Raw genomic sequence first — 24,310 nt, 5'->3', positions numbered from 1 at the left:
TATTTGCGGTTATTTCTTAATTTTGACCTTTCCCCTTTAATTTATCATTTTCTTGCTTTGAAATCATCTTTTCACTCATTGATCACATTTTTTCCGGGGAAATAATTCATCGAAACTCGTCGAATATAGAAAAAATGAGGCTGCCCCAATAGTGCCAGGCACTCTGTTCATTGGACAGCCTCTTACTTTATTTATGAATTTTAGTCAATGGGTCGATCAATTTGCCATTGTGGCGTACCTCGAAATGTAAATGAACGCCCGTTGCATCTCCTGTTTGGCCCATTACTCCGATTTTTGTACCTTTAGGAACTGTTTCCCCTGAGCTTACAGAAAGGGAGTTCATATGAGCATAAAGGGTTTGATAACCGTTTTTATGATTGATGACGACTTTATTTCCGTAGCCGTCATGGCTGTTCCCTGCAGAAACGACAACCCCATTGTCTGCAGCCTTGATCGTACGGTCGCTTGGTCTAGCAATGTCGATTCCCTTATGCATCTTGCCCCAGCGCATTCCCATTTTACTTGAGATGTAGCCGCCTACCGCTGGCCATGCAAACTTGCCGGTACCACGGGAAGGCACTACTTTCGTCCCTTTATGGACGATATATTTGACAGGTTTTTTCATCACTTTTTCATCTTTGACGTCTTTCATGATTCTCCTGCCATTTTCTTCAGCGATGGTGTATGTGAACGCACTCTTTCCATCTTCACCTTCTTGGATGACTTTTGTATCACCTTTATACATGGAATCGTCTTCCACAACCTCTTTTTCGAAAGGAACGGACTCGACCTTATGAACTTCCCTTTTCATGATGACGTGCAGAAGCGGTTCATGTACGGTTACATTCAACTCCTCGCCGATGTGAAGAACCGAATCTTCTTTGAGGCCTGGGTTCAGGTTGATCAATTGGTCGGATGTAAGGTTGTGTGCAGAAGCAATCCCGCCAAGTACATCCCCTTCTTCAACCTTATATTTCTTCTCTTCCAGCGTTCCTTTTTGAAGATATTTCACAGCCTCGTCAGCCGTTAAAATCTTTCCTGGTTCAACGGACGTCTCATCAGTTGAAATATGTTCTTTCAGACTCATATCCACTAAACGTGTTTCATCATCCTTCAATGGGGGTAAAGAATCAATAGAATCTTTATTCGCTTCATATTGATCTAGTTCATCTTGAGTGGCATATGAAAGTTCAAGCTTTTTCATGACCTGTTCTGCTGCATCATGATCCTTTACATACACAGCAGGTTTACCGTCAATCGAAATGGCCGTAGCATCTGCTTCAACATCCAATTGGCTTCTTACCTTTTGAACTGCCGCATCATCGTTTGCCGTGGATTGGAATACTTGCTCCGGTATGAATTTTAAATCATCTCCAACTTCGATTTTATAGTTGGAAAACTCATTCTCGCCGATTTTTTCTTTTTCATCTATGATTTTTTCAATGATGGACTTATCTGATACTGTTCCTATGTATTGATCTTTAATATATACATGGTACACCTTATCCAACTCAGATTTGTCATCGTTGGCAGACACCGAGTGAATGGAGAAGGCAGAAACGACAAGTGCCGTAATGGCAGCTTTTTTTATAAGATTAGTAGATAAGTTTATATTCAGTTTTGGAAAATTGGATGATACGTTAGACAATTTCTGTCTCCAATTCATTGCTTTTCCTCCCTAAAACAAGGCAACACAAGTCGACAAACAAACATTTGGTACTTCTTGCCTAAAAGTAAATATTCTCACAATTTGACACTTCTATACTCTAACACAATTTAAAATCAATAGGTCCTTCGTCGTCATATTGTAATATAATTGTATAAATACTGACATTTTATGACACGATTCTCATCTTTAAAAGGTATCATCCGACGCCGCCATGAACAGGGATAACACTAATGAATAGGTACTTTAACCTACTATATCTCCCTTTTATAACAGATCAGCTTGGTTCGAAACATTACAAATTTATGACAAAATAAAAAAGCACTGCGAGAGTCGTGGTCATCGCAGTGCTTTTTGGTGATGGCTCGGGACGGAATCGAACCGCCGACACATGGATTTTCAGTCCATTGCTCTACCGACTGAGCTACCGAGCCATAATGGTTTACGGTTTACGCTAGGCGGCGAATTTCTTTGTCAGCTTCACTCACTCAAGTCCTCACGTGCCTTAAGCACGCTCCGGCTTTCGCTCGTTCGCTTCCTCGAACTTCTTGCCTATCCTAAACCTTTCAATCTTTAATGGTACTTGCTTTTACTTTGTGAAAAAGTGGCGGTCCGGACGGGACTCGAACCCGCGACCTCCTGCGTGACAGGCAGGCATTCTAACCAACTGAACTACCGGACCAATTTTTTTGCGAAGCAAAATAAATTTCATTATTATGCGTTAGCAAAAATAAGTGGTGACCCGTACGGGATTCGAACCCGTGTTACCGCCGTGAAAGGGCGGTGTCTTAACCGCTTGACCAACGGGCCTTTTATATAGGAACGTCTTGAAGACTGTCATTTTTGTAATCTATTTGTTTTTATTGTGACAACGAAAATTATAATATCATAGAAATTTGACATAAGGCAACACTTTTCGTCAAATTTCTTACTCTTCTCAAAAAAAGAGTCTTTTCTGAAAAATCGGTAATATTAATCATAGCCTTGTTTCTACACTTAATAAAATATTATGCGGTTATTTCTGTCCTACTATTTCACGGTTAGGGTCATTCGACAAGAGATCTCCAATAATAGAATGATTCCCATTTCCCATGTTACCATAGAGAAAAACATCAGGAGGATAGAGGATGACTATCTTTTTACATTTATGGAAACACATCCGCAAGATGGAGTTTGGATTTATCATGTTTATGTCGGTGATCATCGTATTGGTGGGAACCTTCGGGATTTGTTACCTGGAGCCGGAAAAGTTTCCAAGTCTTTTTGATGGATTTTGGTGGACGATGACCACTGTCACCACGGTAGGCTACGGAGATTATTATCCTACAACGATACTGGGTCGTTTGCTGGGGATATTCCTTTTCATTTTTGGAATCGGGATAATCGGCGTCCTGATCAGCAAAACCGTCGACTCCATCACTACGTATAACAAGTTGAAAACAGAGGGGATGCTCATGTATAAAAACAAAGAACATTATATTTATATCGGCTATTCCGCTAAGACTGAGAATGCCATCAGGGAAGTACTCGTCCATAATCCTGAAGCGGAAATCGTTTTAATCGATACACTTCCCAACTGTCCTTATATGCATAATCAGGTACATTATATCCAAGGCGATCCTTCAGAGGAGGAAATACTGCTAAAAGCCAATATTCTGGAATCCAAAAGGGTTGCTATTTTTGCGGACTCCTCCATCACAGATCCCATTTTGGCAGATGGCAAGACGCTGCTCATTGCATCTGCAGTCGAGTCCTTATCGGAACAGACAGAAAATGAAATACATACCATTGTAGAAATTTGCGAAGAAAGCCATATCTCTAAATTTCGACATATCCGCGTGGATGATTTCGTACTCTCAAACGATTCGGTATCACTATTAATCGCAAAAGCCACACTGCAGCCTGGCACTACGCAATTATTCAGGCAGCTTCTGAGCAAGCGATACGGGAACAATATCCATGTCCTCAAGCCATCTTCCCAATGGTCGACATACAGGGACGCTCATTTGGCGCTGTTTGACAAAGGGGCGGTCTTGATTGCCATCAACGATGAAATGGATTTCAAGGATGCTAAGTCCAAAAAATTAAAATCCACGGATACCCTTTACATTGTCTGCAGCGATGAGATTTATAGCACTTTATAAATGCGGATGTAGAAACAAAATTGAAAAGATGGAGTTTCCGCTCAGAGTGTTTGCAGGGCGGTGGATGGAAGCCCAGGCTCTACTTGCCCCCGTTTGGCGAGTTCTCCTTAAACGGGCGTAAATAACGCGGATCTACTCCCGTTTTCCGTCCGATGCTCCACAAACCGGCGCTAACAGCCCACTTTTGCTACCGTTACATGCACCTTTATTCCAAAACGGGCCCTATTCACCCGAGAGGCTGCCTTTGGAAATGCCTAAAATAAAAAAGGAATGTTCGCGATGAACATTCCTTTTTTATAATCAAGCCGCTTTCACTTTCGTTATCTTCCAGTTCCAACGGCTAGAGGCTCGCTTACTTCCCTCATCTCGTCTACGAAAAGTCATCATCGAAAGTCTATGGACTTTCGTGATTCCTTTATCTCACTCGATTCGGTCCAGTCTGCTTCGCCTCTAATCAAGCCGCTTTCACTTTCGTTATCTCCAGACGCTTTGTACGACGTTTGTCTGGGATCTGTCCGGTCCGACCGAGAAGATGGACAATGGGATTCCCGTAAGCTGAGATACGCGTTCAAGATAATGTCTCGCATTGTCAGGCAGTTCACTGAGAGTTTTGCAACCGGTGATGTCTTCAGTCCAGCCTGGAAGCTCTTCATAAACAGGTTCACATTCTGCAAGGATATTCAGGTTGGCAGGAAACTCTTCCATAACTTTGCCTTTGTATTGATATGCAACGCATATTTTCAATGTTTCAATGCCTGTAAGTACATCGATGGAGTTCAATGATAGGTCAGTCAGCCCGCTTACTCGGCGAGCATGGCGAACGACGACGCTATCGAACCAGCCGACACGGCGCGGACGGCCAGTTGTCGTACCGTATTCACGGCCCACTTCACGGATTTGATGGCCGATTTCATCAGTAAGCTCCGTTGGGAATGGGCCATCTCCTACACGTGTGGTATACGCTTTTGAGACACCTACGACATGATTGATTTTCGTTGGACCTACTCCGGAACCGATTGTGACGCCGCCGGCGACCGGATTGGATGATGTGACGAATGGGTAGGTTCCTTGATCGATATCAAGCATGACCCCTTGGGCACCTTCGAATAATACGCGGCGGCCTTCATCAAGTGCATCATTCAGCACAACGGAAGTGTCGCAAACATATTTCGCAATTTGCTGTCCATACTCATAATATTCGTCCAAAATTTCTTCGATCGTGAACCCTTCTGTTTCATAGAAACGCTCCAGAAGACGATTCTTTTCTTCCAGGTTGCGTGCCAATTTCTCTTCGAATGATTGTCGGTCAAGCAAATCGGCGATGCGGATGCCGTTCCTTGCTGCTTTATCCATGTATGCAGGACCGATTCCCTTTTTGGTTGTACCGATTTTGTTGACGCCTTTTCTTTCCTCTTCCACTTCATCCAATTTCAAGTGATATGGAAGGATCACGTGCGCACGGTTGCTGATGCGCAGGTTATCTGTTGATACTCCTTTATCATGCAAATACTTTAGTTCTTGTACAAGCGCCTTTGGGTCAACGACCATTCCGTTGCCGATGACTGAAGTTTTATCTTTATAAAAAATGCCGGAAGGAATTAAATGTAGTTTATACGTTACACCGTTGAATTTAATTGTATGTCCTGCGTTATTTCCACCTTGATAACGGGATATCACCTCTGCGTTTTCTGAAAGAAAATCAGTGATTTTCCCCTTTCCTTCATCTCCCCATTGAGTTCCAACAACTACTACTGAAGACAATATGAAGCACCTCCGCTTGAACTACTTATGTAGCTCTCTTTTATCAAACAACCTCATTTTAACAGTGTAGACATACGTAAGTCAATCAAAACACGAACATTTTTGTGATATTGATAAAATTTCGTTCGTAATTCATTCGTTATTTAAACGACTTTTTTGTAACAGGCCAAAGTATTGGGGGATAAAGGACCACCGTGAAGAAATACCAATCTCTATTGCAAGTTGGATGTTAAGTGTTTTATTTTGCCGTTAGTTCTTAAAAACAGAATACGGTTGATTTCAATATTCATGGTTTGATTTAAAAAACTGTTAAAAACAAAAAGGACTGTCCAATGAGTACATCCTCTCCATACTTTTAGAATCGCAAAAAACGAATTTTTCATACGATAAATTGGAGAAGCTGAAACCCGATGGACAGCCCTTTGATCATCTAAGCTCCAGGCGGGACTGAAGCATCATCAAAGCGTCGTTCAAGATTGACGAACTTATTGTATTCTTTTACAAACGCCAAGGAAACCGTGCCGACAGGTCCGTTACGCTGCTTGGCGATGATGATTTCAATGATGTTTTTATTCTCTGTTTCTTTTTCATAGTAATCCTCACGATAAAGGAAGGCAACGATGTCGGCATCCTGCTCGATACTCCCTGATTCACGAATATCGGACATCATCGGCCGCTTGTCCTGACGCTGCTCCACACCACGGGAGAGCTGTGATAGGGCGATGACCGGCACCTGAAGTTCACGTGCGAGTTCCTTCAAGGATCTGGATATTTCAGAAACCTCCTGCTGCCTGTTTTCCTTTGACCTTCCGCTGCCCTGGATCAATTGCAAATAATCGATCAGGATCATTCCAAGGCCGTGTTCTTGCTTCAATCGCCTGCATTTTGAACGGATTTCCGTAATTCTGATCCCTGGTGTGTCATCGATGAAAATCCCGGCATTCGATAGGCTCCCCATGGCCATTGTCAGTTTGCGCCAGTCTTCATCGGTCAAGGAACCTGTACGCAGGTTTTGAGCATTGATGTTGCCTTCTGCACAAAGCATACGCATGACGAGCTGCTCGGCTCCCATCTCCAAACTGAAGATGGCAACGTTTTCACCTGTTTTCGTGGCGACATTCTGGGCTATATTCAAGGCAAAGGCTGTTTTACCAACCGATGGACGGGCAGCGACGATGATCAGGTCGTTGCGCTGGAAACCTGCCGTCATATGATCCAATTCAGCAAACCCTGTAGCAATTCCCGTTACATCACCTTTTCTATTGTGAAGCAGTTCGATATTATCGTATGTCCGCACCAGTACATCTTTAATGTTATGGAATGCCCCTGCATTTTTCCTTTGGGCGACTTCCATGATGCTTTTCTCGGCCTCGCTTAGCAGGGCCTCGACTTCATCCTCGCGTCCATAACCATCCTGGGCAATGGTGGTGGCAGTGCGAATCAGTCTGCGAAGAAGCGATTTTTCTTCTACGATTCTTGCATAATATTCGATATTCGCTGCAGTTGGTACAGAAGCTGCGAGTTCGCTTAAATACGAAACACCGCCTACATCTTCCAATTCCTTGACGGCGGCCAATTCCTCCGTCACCGTAATTAAGTCGATCGCTTTTCCTTCGTCACTCAGCTTCAGTATGACGTTGAAGATTTTTTGATGCGAGCTGCGATAAAAATCTTCCGGTATGAGAATTTCTGACGCCATTGTCAGCGAAGAAGGCTCCATGAAAATCGCACCAAGGACCGCCTGTTCAGCTTCCACGTTCTGAGGCGGAATTCGATCTGTGAATAAATCGCTCATATTTATTAAAACCTCCTTATTTAGAAGGGATTCATGTTTAAAATGCATAAAAAATGTGATCAAGTAAATGGCTTGGCCAGCCGACTGTCTAATTCCTACCTGATCACATTTTTTTCTTATTCTATTGTATCATGAAGTTCGGTCCGTGAGATTGGAAAAATTAGTTTTCTTCTTTGACAGAAACTGTAAGGGTTGCCGTCACATCTGTATGAAGCTTCACTGGAACTTTTGTAAATCCTAATGTACGGATGGCATCGTCCATCTCGATTTTCCTTTTATCCAGCTTGATTCCATGAACTTTTTTCATGGCTTCGGCAATTTGTTTGCTTGTGATTGAACCAAACAAACGACCGCCTTCTCCTGATTTTGCCTTTAATTCAACTGTCAGCTTTTCCAGCTGTTCTTTTAATTTTTTTGCATCTTCCAGCTCTTCGGCAGCCATTTTTTTCTCTTTATTTTTTTGGGCTTCCAATGCTTTTTGGTTGCCTGACGTTGCTTCCACTGCCAAATTATTTTTTATAAGGAAGTTATGGGCATAGCCATCTGCTACGTTTTTCAATTCCCCTTTTTTCCCTTTACCCTTTACATCTTGCAAGAAAATCACTTTCATGAATTATTTCTCCCTTCCAAATAATCTTCTATGACTTCTCTAAGTCTCTCTTCCGCTTCCATAACGGACACTCCGCTAAGCTGAGTGGCGGCATTTGTCAAATGTCCACCGCCATTGAGCCCTTCCATGATCACCTGAACATTGATATCGCCAAGGGATCTGGCACTGATCCCCACGACATCTTCCTCACGCTTGGAAATGACGAACGATGCCAGGACTTCATCCATGGTAAGCAGGGTATCGGCGGCTTGGGCGATGAGCACGGGATCATAGATGACATCGTCTGCTCCTTTTGCTATCGCAATTCCGTCATGAACAAACTCAACGGACTCTATTAATTTTGAGCGCTTGATATACGTGTCCACGTCCTCCTTCAAGAACTTCTGGACCAGCACGGTATCAGCACCTTGGGATCTAAGGTAAGAAGCAGCATCAAACGTCCTCGAGCCCGTTCTCAGCGTGAAGCTTTTCGTATCTACAATTATACCAGCCAACAATGCGGTCGATTCAAGCATATTGATCTTTTCATTCTTAGGCTGATATTCAAGGAGCTCCGTCACCAGCTCGGAAGTCGATGAAGCATATGGCTCCATATAAACGAGGAGAGGATTTTTAATGAAGTCTTCCCCGCGGCGGTGATGGTCGATTACTACCTTGTTTTCCACCTTATTCAATAGCCTTTCTTCTATGACAAGCGAAGGCTTATGTGTATCCACGACGACCAGCAGCGTATCCTCTGTCGCCATTTCCATCGCCTCTTCAGGTGTAATGAACCTAGAATATAGTTCCGGATGCTGCTTCATTTCCTTCAGCATCCTTTTCACACCCGTATCGATATCCGTGAAATCCAAGACGACATAGCCTTCACGCTGATTCATTTTGGCCACTTTTTGAATTCCGACGGCCGCACCAATAGCGTCCATATCAGGATGCTTATGACCCATGACAATCACTTTGTCGCTTTCGAGGATCAACTCTTTCAATGCCAGGGAAATGACGCGGGCCCTTACTCTTGTCCGTTTTTCCATCGGATTCGTCTTGCCGCCGTAAAACTTCACTTTTCCATTTGTCTGTTTAATGGCGACCTGATCCCCTCCCCTTCCAAGCGCCAGGTCAAGGCTCGACTGGGCCAGTGCACCGAGCTCTGGAAGCGAAGATACATTTGCACCCACCCCGATACTTAAGGTAAGGGGGACATTTTGTTTGGATGTGATTTCGCGCACTTCATCCAAGATGGAGAATTTATCTTTTTCCAATACATGTAGAATTTTTTCGTTAAAAACGCCTATGAAACGCTCTGATGAGACACGCTTTAAAAAGACGCCATATTCGTTTGCCCATTTATTCAACGTGGCAGTCACCATGCTGTTCAGACTGCTTCTCGTCTGATCATCCATGCCCTGAGTCAGGTCGTCGTAATTATCAAGAAAAATAATCGACAATACCGTTCGTTCTTCTTCATACTTCTTCTCAATTTCCGTTTGTTCGGTCACATCGAAAAAGTACAATAGCCGTTCTTCCAGCTTCAAGATGACGCGATATTTCCGTTCGTTGATCATGACGACTTCGGTATTGACTTCCTGCTTGATCAGCGGCACGAGCAATTCCGCCACATCGTATAAGGAACGGCCCACCAGAGTATCCTCGTTTAAACAGGATGCCAAAAATGGATTTGTCCATTCAATATAATAATCATCATTGAAAAGCATGATCCCGATCGGCATTTCCATCAGCGCTTCTTCCCCGACGCGCTTTACGCGGTAGGACAACGTGGATATGTATTCCTCCGTCGCATCATGGGACTTTTGCTCCAAGAAAAAGAAAAAATAAAACAATGCGCCAAAAACAGTGACTCCAATGATACTGAGCCACCAATTATAAAATACGAGAATGCCTATTAACACTAGAGACACGGCCATCAAGCCGTACAGCGGGTATCGGATCATCCGCTTTTTTAAATATGAAGGCATGATTTCAGCTCCTAAAACTTGAAATATACGCCATTATGGTTTTTGTTGAAAACGTTGCCTGATATTAAACCCTAAGTCTAAAACCCCTAAAACGCTGACCATATATAAGGCAGGGAAAAATAAAATGGCAATGATGATAAGTCCAGCAATGGGCACTGGCTTCGGTATGTTTCTGGAATGGCTTATGAACAATACTAAGGAAATTCCTTGGAGCAGCATTAGAAACTGCAGCATAAAAGCTATATTTAACAGGGCCGTGTTGACAAAATTCCCATTCAATTTACCTAAAGTCAGTGTGAAAATTACCGTAATTAAATAATACCACAATAAGCTTTTCGGTAGTTGCATTTGTCTGAAAGGACGGAATGCAGGCACATCGATTTTAAACCTTCTGGCAATGGGAAAATTAATCTGTATGAAAATGAACACCAAGATAAAACTTGTTGATACAAGCAATGATGGCATTAAGATCTTTACCAGGGAGATCATCGTATCGAAACTATCAAGAAGCCTCGAATCGACGGGCTGCCCGAGTTTGCTCATTAAATCCACGGACTGTTGAAATGATTTTCGAGTCATTTTTAAGAAATCATCAATGAAATTCATATTAAAAAATACAGAAGCACCTATATATTCAATCAGCAGTGATGCTAAAAAAACAAAACTGGAAACGATATATGTATAGACTTTGCTTTTGTGCAAATTGATGCAGATCCCCATGGCCAATCCAGTCGCCCCATATAGGATGGTCAACGGAATCGATACGATGGTCCCTACAACCGCGGTCAAAATAATGGAACTGAAGAATAAAAGAATGGATTTTTTTATCGGAAATTTAGCACTGTACAACAAAAATGGCAGCACCAAAAATAAATTGGCGATGATCGATAGCACGGGAATATAAATGGTGATGAGCAATAACACCAGATATATAGAAAGCATCAATGCACCTTGCGTTAAACTTCGTGCGTTATTCACAACTTGCCTCCTATCTATTACAGGGTCCCTCTTATTTTAGCCCCTTATGAAACTCTGTTCAACTTTCCGCTATTATTTTACCCTAAAAATGAAAATACTTTAATTCAGATAGACATAAAAGACTGTCCTCAGGAAAAATACACTGGGGACAGTCTTTTATATTCATTATTAAATCATTATTAAATTTCAAACTTCTTAACTACACCTTGCAGTTCCTGACTTAAGGATGTCAATTGTTCAGCTGATTCCGAAACAGTTTGGATGGCTCTCAGCTGTTCATCTGTCGATGCACTAACTTCCTGGCAGGCCGCTGCGGTTTGCTCAGCAAGTGCCGCCATATTTTGAATGACTTCTACAACTTCTTCTTTGCTTTTCGTGACATCTTCAACATCTGCATAGACCTTAAGAATGGATTGTTCCATTTTTTTAATAAATGAAGCTAGTTGTTCAAAAGTTTGATCTGTCAGTTTCACAGCTTCAGTTTGGTGTTTGGCGATCTCCTTAGTCTGAAGCATCGACTCGACCGCTTTTCGGGAACCTTCTTGAATATCTGCAATCGTATGCTGGACATCATTTGTCGCTTCAAAGGATTGTTCCGCAAGTTTCCTCACTTCCTCGGCCACAACGGCAAATCCTTTACCGTGTTCCCCTGCCCTTGCAGCTTCAATGCTCGCATTTAACGCCAAAAGATTAGTTTGAGAGGACACATCCGTAATCGTCTCCATGACCACCCCAATTTTCTCTACCTTTTGCCCAAGATCAGTGATCACTTGTTCCATCGATTCCATAAATTCCTGTGAACGGTCATACGCATCGTTCAGTTGATGAATTTGTTCGCTTCCTTTTTTGTTGGCCGTTTCTGCTTGTTGGGCAATTGCTGCCAAGGTCGTTGCTTTACTATGAATGGAATTAATTTGATCACTCAATTCACCTGATTTTAAACTTGCAGACTCTGCATCTTGAGCAGACTTTGAAGCTCCAGAGGCGATTTCGTTTACGGCAAAGGCAATTTGTTCACTTGAAGCATTGGTCTCTTCCGAAACAGCGCTTAACTCTTCAGAGGACTCTCGTACTCCTGAAACCGAACGTGTTAAAAGGGCAATCATTTCTCTCATACTGTGGATCATTTGGTTGAAATTCTTCGAAAGCTCTCCCATTTCATCCTTTGAGGTAACCGGCACTTCTCCGGTTAAATCCCCCTTCGCCACCAAATTTAACTGATTCTTCAAAATCTCTATCGGTTTCGTAATTCGCATTGATATAAAAGTCAAAATAAAGATGGCGAGTATGACAATGATTATACCCATGATAATCAGCATTTTTTGAACATCTGCAGCCAATTCCAATAAATTCTTTTTCTTATAAGATGCACCTATTTTCCAACTAGTGGATGGTACAGTGTTATAAACCAGGATTTTTCCTTCACCATCCAACTTGTATTCAATCGTCCCCGTTTTTTTATTGCTTTTAAGCATATTTTTTATGAAAGGTTGTTTGGAAAGGTCTTTTCCTTGTTCAGTGGGGTGTACGATGGCTGTTCCTTTGTTGGTCATCATAAACGGATATCCATCATAGCCAACATCCAGCTTTTTCATTTTGGATGTTAAGTCAGACAATTTGATGTCCGATCCAACAACACCCAATACCTGTTCTCCATCCATCACTGCCACCGAGGCAGTGATTACATACTCTTTTGTCGCCTGATCCATATAAGGTTCGCTCCAAGTCACTGTACCCGGAGATTTCAGGGCGTCTTGATACCATGGCCTTGATGTCGGGTCGAAATCTTTCGGTAAATCGACATGTGGGACAATCTGAAGCTCTTTAGTCGGAGATGCTAAATAGATAGAAGAAACATCATCATAAGTTTTGACATATTTCGTAAGAAAATCATCAATTTGGTTATGTAGACTTGAAAGAGCATCTTTATTGCGTTTTTCAGCAAGCATGCCTTTGCTGTAGTCTTGAATAGTGGGAGAAGATGCTATTTGTTCAACACTTCTTTGATATTCATTCAAAAATGTTTCTGTTGAATTATTCAAAACTTGCACAATACCATTTGCTTGTATAATAACATTATCTTCTGTTTTCGTATTAATTTGCCACCCAGCAATTGATATCATGATTACAAATGAAAAAATAAAAAGCGTAGTAATAGTTATGATTAATTTTGTTTTGATGCTGCGAAACATGTGTGCAAAATCCCCCTAAAATTTATTAAGTACCTCCTTACTATGTCGACAATGATAAGAAATTTTTAACATATTTACGTATATTAGGATTAAAAATAAGCATATAGAAGTAGGTAATATGTAATTTATTCCAAAAGAGCAATGGGGTTTTGATGAAAGGGGGAACATAGCAAAAGTCAATCTCAAAAAGTTGTTTTTTTAGTAAAACACTATTTGATGTTGATTGGATTGGAGAAGAAGGTTCGAGACAGGGAGACAAGGAGACCCCTCAGGCTAGGCCGAGGAGATATAAGGCGGATGTTCGATTAAGTTCGGCACATCTCACGAAGCATTCCTTGTCCTCTGCAAACATCGAACGACCTCACTTCATGTGAGACCCCTCGGAAAGCGAGTATCCTGCAGCAGAAAACAACCTTGCGAAACCTTTCGAACAATGCCAAATAAAAAGACAGCAGAATGATTCTGCTGTCTTTCATTTATAATTATTATTCACCAGTTACGTATGGTAGCAATGCCATAGTACGAGCGCGTTTAACTGCAGCAGTTAATTTACGTTGGTACTTTGCACTTGTGCCAGTCACACGGCGTGGAAGAATTTTTCCACGTTCAGAGATGAATTTTTTCAAAAGATCTACATCTTTATAGTCGATGTGCGTAATGCCGTTGGATGTGAAGAAACACACCTTTTTACGCTTACGACCGCCTCTGCGTCCACCTGCCATGAGTATTTCCCTCCTTTATTTTTATTTGTTTTTAAAAGCTATTTAGAATGGAAGATCATCGTCTGAAATATCGATAGGTTGTCCGTCATTTGCAAACGGATCTTCATCCAAGCGTGTATAGCCTTTATTATTATTGTTGTTGTTATTGTTATTGTTATTGCTGCGTTGATTCTGATTCTGATTTTGATTGAAAGAATAGTCTTGGCTGCGCTGACCGCCGGCATTATAGCTGCCGCCACGCTCTTGGCTGTTAGAATTCTTCGGCTCAAGGAACTGTACGCTCTCTGCCACTACTTCTGTAATGTAGACTCGCTTACCATCCTGGCCTTCAAAATTACGGGTTTGAATTCGCCCGTCCACACCTGCTAAGCTACCTTTTTTCAAGAAATTCGCTACATTTTCTGCAGGACGACGCCATACAACACAGTTGATGAAGTCAGCCTCCCGATCACCTTGCTGATTCGTAAAACTACGATTAACAGCCAAAGTGAATGTCGCGACCGCTACCCCATTTGGAGTGAAACGCAATTCGGGATCCTTTGTAAGGCGACCCACTAAAACGACACGATTCATCATCAGAATCAACCCCTTCCCCTAAAAATAATGTTCAATAAGAACGTATTAAAAGGATTTATTATTGTAAAATTCGATTATTGTTCGTTTCTTACTGCGATATGACGGATAATATCGTCGCTGATCTTCGCAAGACGGTCAAATTCTTGAACCGCTTCAGTACCAGCATTAATGTTTACGATTTGGTAGAACCCATCACGGAAATCATTAATCTCGTACGCAAGACGACGTTTACCCCAATCTTTTGACTCGATGATTTCCGCACCATTTGAAGTTAGGATGTTAGCGAAACGCTCAACAACTGCCTTCTTTGATTCATCATCAACATTTGGGCGGATAATGTACATTAGTTCGTACTTTCTCATCAGTATGTCACCTCCTTATGGACTATGCGGCCCTTCAAAAAGGGCAAGGAGCAATGTCTTCATTACTCACAAGTTGTAATTATAGCATAAGAGTGCTAATTGTGCAATATAGTAGAACCTTGTAAAATAAACAGCCAATCATGCATCTCTCTTAAGTTTTTGATTAATATCAACCACTTCTTTGAATTCCGTTACCAGTTTCTCGAAAATCTCGCTCCATGACTGAAGTTCTGCATATTTTCTGGCAGAATACCTTAAATACTCAACTTTCTCTTCTCTCAGTAGGAACATTTCTATTTTTCGAATGAAGTCGTGCTCATCTTTTTCTTTGCACATGAACCCATTTTGCCCATCGCTGACAATGTTCGTGACGCCTCCGCGATTGGATGTAATCACCAGAAGCCCAGATGACATGGCTTCAAGTACGACATTTCCGAATGTTTCCGAAGCGGATGGAAAGACAAAGAGGTCCGCTGAAGCATATACTTTTGCCAGCTCTTCCCCTTCCAAATACCCTGTAAATGTTACAGGCTCATTCAATAAATCTGTTTCCAGTTGTGCTTTGGATGGACCATCCCCGACAATGAGCCAATGCACCTTATGTCGAAGTTTTTCCGGGAAAGTAAGGATGATTTTCTTTAATGTCTCGACATCCTTTTCTGGGGAAATCCTCCCGACATATAACAGCAGCATTTTATCCTTCACATTCAAATTTTCCTTAACGGCTATGGACCTTTTCCGTGGATGAAAAAGCTCGCTGTCCACACCACGGGACCAAATGGAAACATTATTAAATCCTTTTTCATTTAAATGGGTTTGCGTTTCTTGGGAGGGGACAAATATTTTTTCAAATGGAGCATGGAACCATTTCATGTATTTCCACATCAAGGGGGATAGCCAGGTCAGCTTATAATACTCGAGATATTGATCGAAATGGGTATGGTAGGATGCAACACAAGGAATTCCTCTTTTCTTGGCAATCCTTGCCCCATAAAGCCCCATTGTCAAAGGGGTCGCCACATGGATCAAGTCCGGGGCAAATGCCAATAGGCGTTCTTCTATTTTCTTCGGATGGACGACAGCCGTTCGGCATTCTGGATAAAAGAAAAACGGATAACTGGTGAATTGGTGAATATTCGGATAGGATGGACAGCTGTCAAAAGTCGGGAGAAATATCTGACATTCGATCTGTTTGCTCTCCATGTAATCCAAGTACCTTTTGAGCGTTCGAGCTACGCCATTTACCTGTGGAAAGAAGGTATCAGAAAATAACGCAATTCTCATCCTAAAACAACCCCCTATTTTTTATATCCATACAAACATGACGATTGACGAGATGACTCCAAGACAGACTCCACACACGACATCGGACGGGTAATGAACACCGAGGACAATCCGGGAAATGGCCACTATGGAAGCAATCGGCAGCAGCAAAGCCGAAATCATTGGAAATTGAAGCATGAAAGGTGTCGCGACCGAAAATACCGCCGTCGAATGCCCAGAAGGAAATGAATGGTCTTTCAACGGAGGGATATGATTCATGGCATCTGGCAGCTGAACGTATGGACGGATCCTTTTGACGATCCTCTTGATCACCGAAACAATCAAATGGCTTGAAGCTAAGGAAAACGCTGTAAGTTTTGCTGTTTCATGAATGCTCCCTTCACCGAAAATCAACAAAATTAAGGGGATGGAAATGGTCATGACCGCACCACCCAGATGTGTGATGAATTGAAAAAATTTGATTATGGCCTGTGGTCGCTGGTTAAACAAATAAAACCAGTTCATTTCCTGCTGAATCAACCAAGATTTTGTTTTATCCATCATGAATCCCCCTTTCTTATTCTTACTCTTGATTGTAATCAATCTTTATTTTGCTCATGAAAATTATTTGTAAAGAATTAGTAAAGAACAGGAAGAAGGTTCTGCAAGGGTTGGATAGGGTGGAATGGAGCCAGAGACGCATCTGCGGATTTTATCATTTTTTGTCGATTGGCCGATATTGTGATGATTTTGACCGATATATTCATTTTTGGACCGATAAATGGCCAGATTGGACCGATATATGGAAATTCAGACCGATATCTACGTTCATTTGCCCGATATTTTGCTTTAGTGCTGAAAGCAAGTGATGTTTCAGGAGTGCTATCGGCCATTTTTGCTAGGATATCAGCCGGAAACCTGATATATCAGCGGATTTTTTGAATATATCAACCAAATTTTTATTTTATCAGCCAATTCCATAGATATATCGACCATTCGACAACTTTCTACAAAATATGCACCACCCCTGCCTGCTCCATTTTTCAAAATAAAAAAAGAAACACGTTCGGCTTCCGCCTTTCGTGTTTCTTTTCTACTCTTATCGATTCCTTACGCTCTTCGTGTTTCCTTTATCTTCGACGTACAGGATGTACGAGCAAAGGCGTTGCCACACGACGTGGCGAACTTAGCCTTTGTTCCTTATCTCTTCGCCTCTGATCTAGCCGCTTCCACTTTTCTATTAAACGTTAAATCTGAAGTGGATGACGTCTCCGTCTTTTACGATGTATTCTTTTCCTTCCAGTCTAACCTTGCCGGCTTCTTTTGCAGCGTTCATGTTTCCACCAGCTACCAGGTCGTCGTAGGATACCGTTTCGGCGCGGATGAATCCCCGTTCGAAGTCGGTATGGATGATTCCCGCACACTCAGGTGCTTTCATACCGCGGCGGAATGTCCATGCACGCACTTCCTGGACGCCTGCCGTGAAATAAGTCGCTAATCCCAATAAGCTGTAAGCAGCGCGAATCAGCTGATCCAAGCCTGATTCTTCGATTCCAAGCTCGTCAAGGAACATTGCTTTTTCCTCTTCATCCAGTTCAGCGATTTCTTCTTCGATCTTCGCACAAACCACGATTACTTCAGCATTGTCCTTCTCAGCGAATTCACGGACTTGCTGGACGTATTCGTTATTGTCCGGCTCGGCAATTTCATCTTCACCGACATTCGCCACATAAAGGACTGGTTTCGTCGTCAACAAATGAAGCCCTTTTACGATCTTCATTTGCTCATCTGTAAATTCTACCGCTCTCGCAGGTTTTTCATTTTCAAACGCATCTTTTAACTTCACTAAAATATCGTGCTCGATTAAAGCTTCCTTATCTTTTTGCTTTGCCAGCTTTTGTACGCGGACAATGCGTTTTTCTACCGATTCCAAATCAGCCAGGATCAATTCCAGGTTGATGGTTTCGATGTCGGCAATCGGATCGACTTTCCCGGAAACGTGTGTGATGTTGTCATCTGCAAAACAGCGGACCACTTGGCAGATGGCGTCCACTTGGCGAATATGTGATAAGAACTTGTTGCCCAATCCTTCACCTTTGCTCGCACCTTTTACGATACCGGCGATATCAGTGAATTCAAAAGTTGTTGGAACCGTTTTTTTCGGCTGTACAAGTTCTGTCAGCTTGTCCAAACGATGATCCGGCACCTCAACAATTCCCACGTTCGGATCGATCGTACAGAATGGGTAGTTGGCAGATTCCGCACCCGCTTTCGTAATCGCGTTGAACAAAGTTGATTTCCCTACATTTGGTAACCCTACAATTCCAGCTGTAAGAGCCATTTACGTCACTCCTCTATGACAATTCTATTATTCAGGCTGTTTATAAACAAAAAGCCCCTATTGAACATATAAAAAACTCTCGCATTGACTATTAAAATAAGAAAAAAATAAACAATAAACCCTTCCCAATTATAGGGATAACATAGAAAAAAGACAAGCAGCATAACAAATTAAAACACGAGGGATATTACTCCTCGTGCTTTACCAAAACTTTTTTCATTTTACGGGTAAATTCTTTCCTAGGAAGCAATACACTATGGTCGCAGCCTTCACACTTAATGCGAATATCCATGCCCATTCGGATGATTTTCCAGCGATTCACACCGCACGGATGGGGCTTTTTCATTTCCACCACATCATTGATTCCGAATACTTTTTGCTGATCCATACGACTTCCTCCTATTCACCTTCTAATTTCTTCTTCTCCAAGGAATGCTTGATTTCGCTTTCCTCTTGACGCGAATATAGTACCATTCTCGGAAATGGGATTTCAATTCCGCGAGCGTCGAGCGCCATTTTCACTTCTTTCCGAATCATTCTGGCGATATACCAGTGACGGACAGGGATCGTTTCGGCGACAATTCGCATCACAACTTCGGATGCGGCAAGATTCTGGACACCCAAAAGCTCAGGTGGCTGCACAAGTTCTTCGTATTTATGCGGCAGCTTGGCAAGGAGTTCTTGAATGACCTCTTCTGCTTCATCGATATTTTCTTCATATGCGATGCTGACATCGACGACCGCGATGCTGTTGTGCATGGAATAGTTGGTAACTTCAGAAATATTTCCATTCGGAAAAATATGCAGCTCGCCTGTCCAACTTTTTATTTTCGTCGTCCTCAGTCCGATTTCCTCCACAAATCCTTCAGAACCTCCGATCCGGACGTAATCCCCCACGGAAAATTGATCTTCAAAGATGATGAAGAAGCCAGTGATAATATCCCGTACAAGGTTTTGAGCACCGAAACCGATGGCAAGTCCCACAATCCCTGCACCAGCCAACAATCCAGTAACATTAATGGTCAACGTGGAAAGGATCATGATGAAGGATACAAAATAAATCACGTATACAAGGACGTTTTCCAGTAACTTAAGCAGGGTCGCTTCCCTGCGTTCAGTGAAACGCAAAGGTGATTTTGCCCTTACTTTGAACACATTTTGGATGGCTGCCTTGCCTATGCGGATGACCAAAGCAGAAATTAAGATGATGGCAATGATCTTTAATGTCCTGCCTCCTAAAGTCATCCACATTTGTTCATTAGATATCCATTTATACCAACTATTTATCGATTGATCTACGTTTTCTTTCATTTTTTTCACCTGCCGGCCCTTTTTTATCAAAGTTTAATGTTTATTTTAACAATATTCACGGATTTTTGGTACAAATAAGTGATTTATGGGGAATAGATAGAATAACGTGAATGATTTAACATTTTCGATGAGCATTTTTTACTAAATTTATAATTTTCACAATTGTGGATTTAAATACGTATAGAACTTTTTATTTATCCGTATACTGATACTACGATGACAAAGGAGTGGAGCCGATGAATCTGAAAAAAGGTTTCTTTGAACGTAAAACAGATCCCATTAAAATATTGCATGACGATGAGCAGGCTTCTGCCAATATCGCTTCTGAGATTCTTACCCTGCTTCCTGTTGCCGGCATCCAGCCGATCGTGATTGCGTGCATTGGGACAGATCGGTCAACAGGTGATTCATTGGGGCCACTAGTCGGTACATTTCTGGAAGAAAAGAACCTTCCCAACTTTCATATATACGGGACACTCGACGACCCGATTCATGCCGTCAATCTCTCGGATAAATTACAAATGATCCAAGAAAGCCACCATCAGCCTTTTATCATTGGGATTGATGCATGTTTAGGAAGAATAAAAAGTGTTGGATCGATTCAAATCGGAGATGGGCCTGTCAAACCTGGTGCAGGCGTCAATAAAGAGCTTCCTTCGGTAGGCGATATGCATATTACCGGCATTGTCAATGTCAGTGGATTCATGGAGTTCTTTGTCTTGCAGAACACACGGTTGAACTTAGTGCTGAAGATGGCGCGGACGATGGCTGAAGGGATCTATCAGTCGAGTCAGCAATATTCACGGAAGCAATTATGGTTCCAAATGAAGCTGAATGAAGAAGAGAGGACTCCTTAAACCAGGGAGCCCTCTCTTTTTTATGTTTTTAAAATGAAAGCTCTTTAAGTAGGGTTTGTTGCTATTGAGCAATATCAAGTAAAGTTGATTTCCGCTCCGATCAACTCTATTTTTCAAAACGATTTGTCAGAAAATCTGCTCCCAATAATAAATACCTGTCACAATCACTGCCACGACCAGGATGCCTGGCAGGAGATTGGCGACGCGGATTTTTGTCACGCCCAAAAGATTGAGCCCGATGGCAAAAATCATGATTCCCCCAGTTGATGTCATTTCGACAATAAATTTATTCATCAATGCATTAGGGACGATTCGATCGATTTGCGTCGCGAATAGTGCAATGCCACCTTCATATAGGACGACAGGGATCGCCGAGAAAATGACGCCGATGCCTAACGTCGTCGTTAAAATCAATGAAGTGAATCCATCGATGATCGACTTCGTATATAGCACATCATGATTGTGCCTGATCCCGCTGTCCAAAGCCCCGAGTACAGCCATGGCCCCTATGACGAATATCAACGTAGCCGTCACGAAGCCTTGGGATACGCTGCCTTTTTCTTTGGATCCAATTTTTTGCTCGAGCCAAGCCCCTAGCGCGTTCAATTTGTCTTCCAAACCGAAGTATTCTCCAATGGCTGCCCCCACCACTAAAGAAATGATGACGATTAAGTAGTTTTCGCTTTTAAAGCCCATTTGCAGCCCCAAAACGATGACAGCCAATCCGATGGCCTGCATAACCGTTCCTTTTACACCATCCGGTATCTTATGAAGCAGCTTTCCTATCAATGTTCCGACAATGATCGTTAGTCCGTTTACCAGAGTACCGAGCAATACCATGTGTTATTCCATCACCTTTAATTAAATTCTGCTATTTTAATAATTACTTTCACCATGATTTAGAAATGAAAGGAGCCTCCTTCATCGCATTCAGTCCGATGAAGGAGGCAGGAGTTTTTTAACGATTGCTCATTATGCTTTTTGTTGATCTAAAAGTTCCAATATCCGTTCGAGATCATCTGATGAGAAAAACTCAATTTCTATTTTTCCTTTTTTCTTCGACTGCTTAATGGAAACCGTTGTCCCGAAGCGTTCCCTTAATCTGCTTTCTTGCTCTTTAATAAAAATGTTTTTGGATTCCTTGGATTTATTTGTTTCACGTGAAACATTTTCATTCAATTGGTGGATCAGCTTTTCCAATTGCCGTACATTCAGGCCTTCTTGGATGATTTTATCGACAAGCACTTTGATTTTTTCTTTCTTTCGCAGTCCAAGCAAAGCACGGCCATGTCCCATTGAAATCTTCCCATCCGAAATCAGCTCTTGAATATGGGATGGCAATGACAGCAGCCGAATGTGGTTGGCAATGTGAGGACGGCTTTTTCCTAGTCTCTTCGCCAATTGTTCTTGTGTGATGCTTAACTTATCCATTAACGTTTGATATGCCATTGCCTCTTCTATCGGAGTTAAATCTTCACGCTGCAGGTTCTCAAGGATGGCAAGTTCCATCATCTGTTGTTCTGTCAGCTCGCGTACAACGACAGGGACTTTTTCAAGTCCAGCTTCCTGAGCTGCCCGGAAACGTCTCTCCCCGACGACAATTTCAAATCCTTTAATGCTTTTCCGCACAATGATCGGCTGAAGGATCCCATGCTCGATGATGGATTTTTTCAGTTCATCGATTGCCTCCTGCTGAAAAATCTTGCGCGGCTGATAAGGGTTTGGTCGAAGCTCCTTTATTTTAACTTCCTGAACGACTTCTTCCTTATTTGAATCTACATTTGTAAATAGTGCATTAATGCCTTTCCCTAGACCTTTAGCCACTCGTCACCACTTCCTTTGCGAGATCTAAGTATACTTCAGCACCTCTTGATTTAGGATCGTAGATAATGATCGGCTCCCCATGGCTCGGCGCTTCGCTTAACCTTACATTGCGGGGAATGATCGTTTGATAAACTTTATCCTGGAAGTATTTTTTCACTTCTTCAATTACTTGGATTCCCAAATTGGTCCGTGCGTCCAACATCGTCAACAATACGCCTTCGATCATCAAATCATGATTCAAATGTTTTTGAACCAGTCTGACGGTATTCAGCAGCTGGCTCAATCCTTCCAATGCATAATATTCACATTGTACCGGGATCAATACAGCATCTGAAGCCGTCAAAGCATTTATGGTCAACAGTCCTAAAGATGGAGGACAGTCGATGATGATATAATCATAATCGTCTTTAACCGCCTCTAACGATCGTTTAAGGCGAACCTCACGGGAAATGGTCGGCACTAACTCTATTTCTGCTCCTGCCAGTTGAATGGTTGCCGGAATCGAATCGAGATTTTCAACCGCAGTGGTTTTAATGATTTCTTTAACGTCTGCATCATCTACGAGCACATCATAGATACACTGATGGACGTCTCCTTTTTCAATGCCTACACCACTTGTGGCATTTCCTTGAGGGTCGATATCCACCAATAGTACTTTTTTGCCTATGTATGCTAAGCAGGCTCCCAAATTTACAGAGGTAGTTGTTTTGCCAACGCCCCCTTTTTGGTTGGCAATGGTCAAAATTTTGCCCAACGATGTCACCTACCTTCAACTTCCTATTAATATTGCAATCATGTATTCTATTTTATCAAAAAATTCACCCAACAATGGTGTTTGCTCCAAAAAAAATATAATTTCCAGATTTTATTATTTTTTTGCGCTGTTGATTGCCGCTGCAGGATGCTCTGTAGGTGAGCCCTACGGAGTCTAGAACCTTGCGCACCCACTCAATGATTTTGAAAAAAGCCTTGAAATAATATCCTTTAAATATGAAAAAGCTGCCCTTCAGCGATAGTCACCAAAAGACAGCTTTTTTTTTATATGTTTATTTCTTTTTAGGAATCTTGATCGTAAACTGATAGTATTCCTCGAATTCTTCTTCCTCTGAATCCAGGGAGATCCCATTATCGGATACCATCGACAAAGATTGACGGATCGTATTGACGGCAATCCTCATATCCTTGCTGAAGGCACGGCGTTTTGGCTTCGGTTTTTTTTCTGTATTGTCTAGAAGCTTGACGACACGTTCCTCCGTCTGTTTCACGTTTAGGTTTTTCTCAATGATTTCATTCATGATTTGGACCTGTTTGACAGGATCCTTCAAAGGAATCAAGGCTCTTGCATGGCGCTCAGTCAACGCTTTCTGCAGCAGCGCATCCTGAACCTCCTGGGGAAGCTTCAGAAGCCTGAGCTTATTCGCCACAGTTGATTGACCTTTGCCCAGCCGCTGTGCCAGTGCTTCCTGGGTCAGGTTATGCAGTTCAAGCAATTTCCCGTAGGCCATCGCCTCTTCGATCGGGGAAAGCTCCTCGCGCTGAAGATTTTCGATCAATGCGACAGAGGCCGTTTCTGTATCACTAAAGTTTTTGACAATAACCGGAACAGTTTCCCAGCCCAGCGTCTGGACTGCACGCCAACGTCTTTCCCCGGCAATAATTTCATATTGTTCTTCATCGAATTCGCGTACGACGATCGGTTGAATGATGCCATGTATGTGAATGGTACGAGCCAATTCTTCTATTTTTTCTTCATCGAAAACAGTTCTCGGTTGAAAACGATTGGGGACAATTTTTGAAACGGGAATTTTCTTCACTTCTTCTTGATCTGGATCAACCGCTACTTCTACTTCTCTCTCTTGTTGTTCTTCTTCTTTATCGCCTAAGCCGAATAAACGAGAGAAAGGATGCTTCATGTCCTACACCACCTTTAAGAAACTC

General features: G+C 42.2%; 21 protein-coding genes and 3 tRNA genes. 2 read left to right on the top strand and 22 right to left on the bottom strand.

The features are described 5' to 3' along the window. Positions 1–187: 187 nt before the first annotated feature. From D9X91_RS15225 to D9X91_RS15210, 4 genes are all read right to left on the bottom strand, one after another. Complete coding sequence (locus D9X91_RS15225; RefSeq protein WP_121681504.1) at positions 188–1,666, bottom strand: peptidoglycan DD-metalloendopeptidase family protein; 1,479 nt, start codon at positions 1,664–1,666, stop codon at positions 188–190. A 361-nt stretch (positions 1,667–2,027) separates the two neighbouring features. Next, positions 2,028–2,100, bottom strand: a tRNA-Phe gene (locus D9X91_RS15220). 171 nt (positions 2,101–2,271) lie between these two features. Beyond that, positions 2,272–2,348 (bottom strand) — tRNA-Asp (locus D9X91_RS15215). A 53-nt stretch (positions 2,349–2,401) separates the two neighbouring features. Continuing rightward, positions 2,402–2,476, bottom strand: a tRNA-Glu gene (locus tag D9X91_RS15210). Positions 2,477–2,793: 317 nt separating this feature from the next. On the opposite strand from D9X91_RS15210, the gene D9X91_RS15205 reads away from it, so the two are divergent. Continuing rightward, a complete protein-coding gene (locus tag D9X91_RS15205) occupies positions 2,794–3,810 on the top strand; it encodes a potassium channel family protein (RefSeq protein WP_233569814.1) in 1,017 nt (338 codons plus the stop codon). A 474-nt stretch (positions 3,811–4,284) separates the two neighbouring features. On the opposite strand, the gene D9X91_RS15200 is transcribed toward D9X91_RS15205, so the two are convergent. The 14 genes from D9X91_RS15200 to D9X91_RS15135 form a co-directional block, all read right to left on the bottom strand. After that, positions 4,285–5,571: an adenylosuccinate synthase gene (locus D9X91_RS15200; protein ID WP_121681503.1), complete on the bottom strand. Its 1,287-nt coding sequence runs from the start codon at positions 5,569–5,571 to the stop codon at positions 4,285–4,287. Positions 5,572–6,001: 430 nt separating this feature from the next. After that, positions 6,002–7,366 (bottom strand): replicative DNA helicase, encoded by a 1,365-nt coding sequence (gene dnaB, locus D9X91_RS15195; protein ID WP_121681502.1) that lies wholly within the window; start codon positions 7,364–7,366, stop codon positions 6,002–6,004. 160 nt (positions 7,367–7,526) lie between these two features. Beyond that, on the bottom strand, positions 7,527–7,976 hold the full coding sequence (rplI, locus tag D9X91_RS15190) for a 50S ribosomal protein L9 (RefSeq protein WP_121681501.1): 450 nt from the start codon (positions 7,974–7,976) through the stop codon (positions 7,527–7,529). Continuing rightward, positions 7,973–9,946, bottom strand: a complete 1,974-nt coding sequence (locus D9X91_RS15185) for a DHH family phosphoesterase (protein ID WP_121681500.1) — start codon at positions 9,944–9,946, stop codon at positions 7,973–7,975. Before D9X91_RS15185 ends, rplI begins: the two co-directional genes overlap by 4 nt. Before the next feature lie 33 nt (positions 9,947–9,979). Then, positions 9,980–10,924, bottom strand: a complete 945-nt coding sequence (locus D9X91_RS15180) for a YybS family protein (protein WP_121681499.1) — start codon at positions 10,922–10,924, stop codon at positions 9,980–9,982. Between the two features lie 179 nt (positions 10,925–11,103). Further along, positions 11,104–13,116 (bottom strand): methyl-accepting chemotaxis protein, encoded by a 2,013-nt coding sequence (locus tag D9X91_RS15175; protein ID WP_121681498.1) that lies wholly within the window; start codon positions 13,114–13,116, stop codon positions 11,104–11,106. 485 nt (positions 13,117–13,601) lie between these two features. After that, positions 13,602–13,838 (bottom strand): 30S ribosomal protein S18, encoded by a 237-nt coding sequence (gene rpsR / locus D9X91_RS15170; protein WP_121681497.1) that lies wholly within the window; start codon positions 13,836–13,838, stop codon positions 13,602–13,604. Between the two features lie 42 nt (positions 13,839–13,880). Then, entirely contained in the window at positions 13,881–14,414 is a 534-nt protein-coding gene (gene ssb, locus D9X91_RS15165; RefSeq protein ID WP_121681496.1) for a single-stranded DNA-binding protein, read from the bottom strand. A gap of 74 nt (positions 14,415–14,488) precedes the next feature. Continuing rightward, entirely contained in the window at positions 14,489–14,776 is a 288-nt protein-coding gene (rpsF, locus tag D9X91_RS15160; protein WP_121681495.1) for a 30S ribosomal protein S6, read from the bottom strand. A gap of 138 nt (positions 14,777–14,914) precedes the next feature. Continuing rightward, positions 14,915–16,060 carry a glycosyltransferase family 4 protein gene (locus D9X91_RS15155; protein ID WP_121681494.1) on the bottom strand — a complete coding sequence of 382 codons (1,146 nt, stop codon included), beginning with the start codon at positions 16,058–16,060 and terminating at the stop codon, positions 14,915–14,917. 21 nt (positions 16,061–16,081) lie between these two features. Continuing rightward, on the bottom strand, positions 16,082–16,600 hold the full coding sequence (locus D9X91_RS15150; protein ID WP_121681493.1) for a phosphatase PAP2 family protein: 519 nt from the start codon (positions 16,598–16,600) through the stop codon (positions 16,082–16,084). Between the two features lie 679 nt (positions 16,601–17,279). Continuing rightward, the gene (gene ychF, locus D9X91_RS15145; RefSeq protein ID WP_121681492.1) at positions 17,280–18,380 is read right to left on the bottom strand and encodes a redox-regulated ATPase YchF; all 1,101 of its coding nucleotides are present in this window, start codon (positions 18,378–18,380) and stop codon (positions 17,280–17,282) included. A 187-nt stretch (positions 18,381–18,567) separates the two neighbouring features. Beyond that, positions 18,568–18,768 (bottom strand): DUF951 domain-containing protein, encoded by a 201-nt coding sequence (locus D9X91_RS15140; RefSeq protein WP_121681491.1) that lies wholly within the window; start codon positions 18,766–18,768, stop codon positions 18,568–18,570. A gap of 11 nt (positions 18,769–18,779) precedes the next feature. Beyond that, positions 18,780–19,691: a mechanosensitive ion channel family protein gene (locus D9X91_RS15135; protein ID WP_121681490.1), complete on the bottom strand. Its 912-nt coding sequence runs from the start codon at positions 19,689–19,691 to the stop codon at positions 18,780–18,782. A 236-nt stretch (positions 19,692–19,927) separates the two neighbouring features. Between D9X91_RS15135 and yyaC the strand changes: the two genes are divergently transcribed. After that, on the top strand, positions 19,928–20,548 hold the full coding sequence (gene yyaC / locus D9X91_RS15130; protein WP_121681489.1) for a spore protease YyaC: 621 nt from the start codon (positions 19,928–19,930) through the stop codon (positions 20,546–20,548). A gap of 126 nt (positions 20,549–20,674) precedes the next feature. On the opposite strand, the gene D9X91_RS15125 is transcribed toward yyaC, so the two are convergent. The 4 genes from D9X91_RS15125 to noc form a co-directional block, all read right to left on the bottom strand. After that, positions 20,675–21,388, bottom strand: a complete 714-nt coding sequence (locus tag D9X91_RS15125; RefSeq protein ID WP_121681488.1) for a DUF554 domain-containing protein — start codon at positions 21,386–21,388, stop codon at positions 20,675–20,677. 132 nt (positions 21,389–21,520) lie between these two features. Beyond that, entirely contained in the window at positions 21,521–22,372 is an 852-nt protein-coding gene (locus D9X91_RS15120; RefSeq protein WP_121681487.1) for a ParB/RepB/Spo0J family partition protein, read from the bottom strand. Then, the gene (locus D9X91_RS15115) at positions 22,365–23,126 is read right to left on the bottom strand and encodes a ParA family protein (protein WP_121681486.1); all 762 of its coding nucleotides are present in this window, start codon (positions 23,124–23,126) and stop codon (positions 22,365–22,367) included. Before D9X91_RS15115 ends, D9X91_RS15120 begins: the two co-directional genes overlap by 8 nt. Before the next feature lie 292 nt (positions 23,127–23,418). Then, on the bottom strand, positions 23,419–24,285 hold the full coding sequence (gene noc, locus D9X91_RS15110; RefSeq protein WP_121681485.1) for a nucleoid occlusion protein: 867 nt from the start codon (positions 24,283–24,285) through the stop codon (positions 23,419–23,421). Between the last annotated feature and the right edge of the window lie 25 nt (positions 24,286–24,310).

This window comes from Falsibacillus albus, assembly GCF_003668575.1.
GTDB lineage: Bacteria > Bacillota > Bacilli > Bacillales > DSM-25281 > Falsibacillus > Falsibacillus albus.
Note: the sequence above shows the minus strand (reverse complement) of the source record. Positions and strands in the feature narration are given on the sequence as shown.

Excerpts from the sequence above, each read along its gene's own strand:
- D9X91_RS15150 (WP_121681493.1), bottom strand. The coding sequence starts at position 16,600 with ATGGATAAAACAAAATCTTGGTTGATTCAGCAGGAAATGAACTGGTTT.
- rplI (WP_121681501.1), bottom strand. The coding sequence starts at position 7,976 with ATGAAAGTGATTTTCTTGCAAGATGTAAAGGGTAAAGGGAAAAAAGGG.
- dnaB (WP_121681502.1), bottom strand. The coding sequence starts at position 7,366 with ATGAGCGATTTATTCACAGATCGAATTCCGCCTCAGAACGTGGAAGCT.
- D9X91_RS15135 (WP_121681490.1), bottom strand. The coding sequence starts at position 19,691 with ATGAAAGAAAACGTAGATCAATCGATAAATAGTTGGTATAAATGGATA.
- yyaC (WP_121681489.1), top strand. The coding sequence starts at position 19,928 with ATGAATCTGAAAAAAGGTTTCTTTGAACGTAAAACAGATCCCATTAAA.
- D9X91_RS15155 (WP_121681494.1), bottom strand. The coding sequence starts at position 16,060 with ATGAGAATTGCGTTATTTTCTGATACCTTCTTTCCACAGGTAAATGGC.
- D9X91_RS15205 (WP_233569814.1), top strand. The coding sequence starts at position 2,794 with ATGACTATCTTTTTACATTTATGGAAACACATCCGCAAGATGGAGTTT.
- rpsR (WP_121681497.1), bottom strand. The coding sequence starts at position 13,838 with ATGGCAGGTGGACGCAGAGGCGGTCGTAAGCGTAAAAAGGTGTGTTTC.
- D9X91_RS15125 (WP_121681488.1), bottom strand. The coding sequence starts at position 21,388 with ATGGTATTGCTCGGTACTCTGGTAAACGGACTAACGATCATTGTCGGA.
- ychF (WP_121681492.1), bottom strand. The coding sequence starts at position 18,380 with ATGGCTCTTACAGCTGGAATTGTAGGGTTACCAAATGTAGGGAAATCA.
- D9X91_RS15225 (WP_121681504.1), bottom strand. The coding sequence starts at position 1,666 with ATGAATTGGAGACAGAAATTGTCTAACGTATCATCCAATTTTCCAAAA.
- rpsF (WP_121681495.1), bottom strand. The coding sequence starts at position 14,776 with ATGAGAAAGTACGAACTAATGTACATTATCCGCCCAAATGTTGATGAT.
- D9X91_RS15175 (WP_121681498.1), bottom strand. The coding sequence starts at position 13,116 with ATGTTTCGCAGCATCAAAACAAAATTAATCATAACTATTACTACGCTT.
- noc (WP_121681485.1), bottom strand. The coding sequence starts at position 24,285 with ATGAAGCATCCTTTCTCTCGTTTATTCGGCTTAGGCGATAAAGAAGAA.
- D9X91_RS15140 (WP_121681491.1), bottom strand. The coding sequence starts at position 18,768 with ATGGATCAGCAAAAAGTATTCGGAATCAATGATGTGGTGGAAATGAAA.
- D9X91_RS15185 (WP_121681500.1), bottom strand. The coding sequence starts at position 9,946 with ATGCCTTCATATTTAAAAAAGCGGATGATCCGATACCCGCTGTACGGC.
- ssb (WP_121681496.1), bottom strand. The coding sequence starts at position 14,414 with ATGATGAATCGTGTCGTTTTAGTGGGTCGCCTTACAAAGGATCCCGAA.